This is a genomic window from Bradyrhizobium guangdongense, from assembly GCF_006483445.1.
GTDB lineage: Bacteria > Pseudomonadota > Alphaproteobacteria > Rhizobiales > Xanthobacteraceae > Bradyrhizobium > Bradyrhizobium guangdongense_A.
Genome location: NZ_PPPT01000287.1, coordinates 1 through 3,446, shown reverse-complemented (window position 1 = coordinate 3,446; position 3,446 = coordinate 1). Strand labels below are relative to the sequence as shown.

Genomic DNA, 3,446 nt, shown 5'->3' with positions numbered 1-3,446 from the left:
CGTCTCGCCGATCGCCTTGATGGCGCCGACCGACTCCTCGGTCGCGAGCTGCATGCTGGCGATCTGGCTGGAAATCTCTTCGGTCGCCTTGGCGGTCTGCCCGGCGAGGCTCTTCACCTCCTGGGCCACCACGGCAAATCCGCGGCCCGCATCCCCTGCCCGCGCCGCCTCGATGGTGGCGTTCAGCGCGAGCAGATTGGTCTGCTCGGCGATGGTCGTGATCAGCTTGACGACGTCGCCGATGCGCGAGCCTGCTTCCGAGAGCTGGGCCATGCGCTGGTCGGTCGCCTCCGCCTGGCGCACGGCCTCGGCGGAGATGTCGTTCGACTCCTGCACCCGGCGGGTGATTTCGGAGATCGACTTGGAGAGCTCATCGGAGGCTGCCGCCGCCGTGCGGACGTGATCGGAAGCGGTCTCCGATGCGCCGGCCGATTGCGCCGAGAGATCGGCGGTCGACCGTGCGGTATCTGTCAGTTGCTTGGCCACGCGCTCGAACTCGCCGGACGAATTCAGCACCTTGTCGAGTATGCCGCCGACACTGCCGTGGAACTCGTCGACGAAGCCGCGCATGTCGGCCTTGCGCTGCTCGACCGCGGCTGCGGCCGCCTCCGCCTGCTCGCCGCGCATGCGCTGACGTTCGAGCGAGTTGCTCTTGAACACCGCGACCGTGCGCGCGATCTCGCCGATCTCGTCGGCGCGGTCCTCGCAATCGATCTCGACGTCGTTCTTGCCGTTGGCAAGCTCGGTCAGCGATGATGTGACCGACGTCAGCGGCTTGGTGACGCTGCGCACGAGCAACATGGTCAGGATCAGGACCAGCAGCGCCGCAATGGCCGCCGCGATCCCCATGCTCTGCATCGCCTGGTCGAGCATGCTCTCGAACTGCACCATGGGGATGCCGACATAGAGGATGCCCACGACCTTGCCGCCGGCGCCGGCGATCGGGAAATATGCGGTCATGAAGGTCTTGCCGAACAAGGTCGCCGGCCCCTTATAGGCGTCGCCCTTGCGCAACGGCGCCTGGCCGGGATGGTCAGCGGCAAGCTGGGTGCCGACGGCGCGGTCGCCGTTCTCCTTCTTCACATTGGTCGAGCGGCGGATGAACTGCCCGCTTGCATCGTCATAGACGAATAGCGTCGCGTTGCCGCCGGTATAGGACACCGCGCGATCGACGATCGCGTGGTCCTTGAACTCGGGCATTTTGGCGATCTCGGCGCGGACGACCATGCCGTCCTTCATCGCGATCTTGGCATCCGGAACCGTCTCGGCAAAGGCCAGCGCCAGCGTGCGCAGATTGACCTCGATCTCGCGCAGCGCGCGGTCGTTGAACGCCGATGTCAACGACCAATAACCTGCGCCCACCACGAGCGCCGTGTTCACCGAGATCAGCAGCACCGCACCCACGACGGCCTTGGTGCCGAGCTTGAGCTTGAATTGCGGCAGGAACTTCCCAAAAAGACCGGACATGAAACTCCCCCAAAAGAACGCCGTATATTCGAGGCATCCGCTTACCCTCCGATTAACAATGGGAAGATTTGGCAAGGCCTGTCATGCGAGACATCCTTTCCAATCCGTAAACAAAGGGATCGGCCGAAAACATGCCTGACCTGCGGCCGATCATCGTCTGGCTCCGTGACGATCTGCGTCTTGCCGACCATCCGGCGCTGCATGCCGCAGCCAAGACCGGCGCGCCGGTGATCTGCCTTTACGTCCTCGACGACACCGCCGGACGTCCGATCGGCGCCGCCGCCCGCTGGTGGCTCGCCCAGTCGCTGCGCGCGCTGGGCAAGAGCCTCGCGGTGATCGGGGGATCGCTGACCCTGCGCAAGGGATCGGCGGCCAAGATCATTCCGGACATCGCCCGCGACACAGCCGCAGCCGCTGTCTATTGGAACGACATCGCGCAGGCACCGCATCAGGCGGTCGAGAAACAACTCGAAGCGGCGCTGGTGAAGCATGGCGTCGAGACGCAGCGCTTCCCCGGCGACCTGCTGGTCCCGCCGGCTGCGATCCGCACCAAGGAAGGAAGGGGCGTGCGGGTGTTCACGCCGTTCTGGCGCCGCGTGCTGGCGATGGGCGATCCGCCCAAACCGCTTCCCGCACCGAAGGCGCTGCAGGCGGTCCCAAACCTCGCCGGCGATGCCCTCGAACGCTACGGCCTCGAGCCGACCAGACCCGACTGGGCCGGCGGCCTGCGCGACAATTGGACGCCGGGCGAAGCCGCGGCCCGCGCCCGGCTGCGCGACTTCCTCAAGACGTCAGTGCGAAGCTATCTGGGTAACCGCGACCGGCCCGACCGGCCCGGCACCTCGGGCCTGTCGCCGCATTTGCGGTTCGGCGAGATCAGCCCGCGCCAGGTCTGGCACGCCGCGCGCTTTGCCGCCGACGCCGAGCCCGCGCTCGGCCCCGGCGTCGAGAAGTTTCTGAGCGAGCTCGGCTGGCGCGAGTTCTGCCGCCATCTGCTGTTCGACATGCCGGAGCTCGCGAGCCAGAACCTGCAGGGCGGTTTTAATGCCTTCCCCTGGAAGCACGACGCCAAGACGCTCGCGGCCTGGCAGCGCGGCCGCACCGGCTATCCGGTGGTCGATGCCGGCCTGCGCGAGCTCTGGCACACCGGCGTGATGCACAACCGGGTGCGGATGGTGGTCGCCTCCTTCCTGGTCAAGCACCTCCTGATCGACTGGCGCGATGGCGAAAGCTGGTTCTGGGACACGCTGGTCGATGCCGATGCCGGCAGCAACCCTGCCAACTGGCAATGGGTCGCCGGCTGCGGCGCCGATGCCGCGCCCTTTTTCCGCGTGTTCAATCCGGTGCTCCAGGGCGAAAAGTTCGACCCTGACGGCGTCTATGTCCGGCGCTGGGTCAGCGAGCTCGACGGCCTGCCGGCCAAGCTGATCCACCAGCCCTGGCGCGCGACGCCGATCGAGCTTGCAAGTGCCGGCATCGAACTCGGCAAGACCTATCCGGAGCCGATCGTCGACCACGCGCGCGGTCGCGAGCGCGCACTCGCAGCCTATGCGAAGATGCGCAAGAGTTGAGCGTTGCTTTGACAGGTTGCGGAATCCCGCTATCGTCATCGTTCCGTTCAAACCTTTGGGGGACGCAATGAACGACGATACGCCTGTAGTTGAGACAACGGTGGAGACGACGCCCGTCGTCGCCGAGCCGCCGAAGGAAGCACCGAAACCGGTGGTCAAGAAGAAGGCCGCCAAGAAGGCTGCAAAGAAAGCCGCCAAAAAGGTAGTGCCGAAGAAGGCCAAGAAGGCCGCGAAGAAGGCGGCCAAGAAGAGCGCTAAAAAGTCTGCGAAGAAAACCGCGAAGAAGCCCGCCAAGAAGGCGGTGAAGAAGACCGCGAAAAAGGCCGGCAAGAAGAAGAAAGCCAAGAAGGCCAAGCGCTGATCGCGCGAGCGGTTGCGCGCAAAGGCCGCCACATCGTCATGCCCGGG

General features: G+C 65.7%; 3 protein-coding genes. 2 read left to right on the top strand and 1 reads right to left on the bottom strand.

Annotated features, from left to right (window positions below; all coding sequences use genetic code 11):
- The coding region (locus C2U70_RS31885; RefSeq protein WP_140982594.1) for a methyl-accepting chemotaxis protein at positions 1–1,467 on the bottom strand (1,467 nt) is incomplete at its 3' end.
- A 131-nt stretch (positions 1,468–1,598) separates the two neighbouring features.
- Between C2U70_RS31885 and C2U70_RS31880 the strand changes: the two genes are divergently transcribed.
- Together C2U70_RS31880 and C2U70_RS33300 are read left to right on the top strand one after the other, a co-directional pair.
- Entirely contained in the window at positions 1,599–3,038 is a 1,440-nt protein-coding gene (locus C2U70_RS31880; protein ID WP_140982593.1) for a cryptochrome/photolyase family protein, read from the top strand.
- 67 nt (positions 3,039–3,105) lie between these two features.
- The gene (locus C2U70_RS33300; protein WP_186294592.1) at positions 3,106–3,399 is read left to right on the top strand and encodes a hypothetical protein; all 294 of its coding nucleotides are present in this window, start codon (positions 3,106–3,108) and stop codon (positions 3,397–3,399) included.
- The last annotated feature ends 47 nt before the right edge of the window (positions 3,400–3,446 follow it).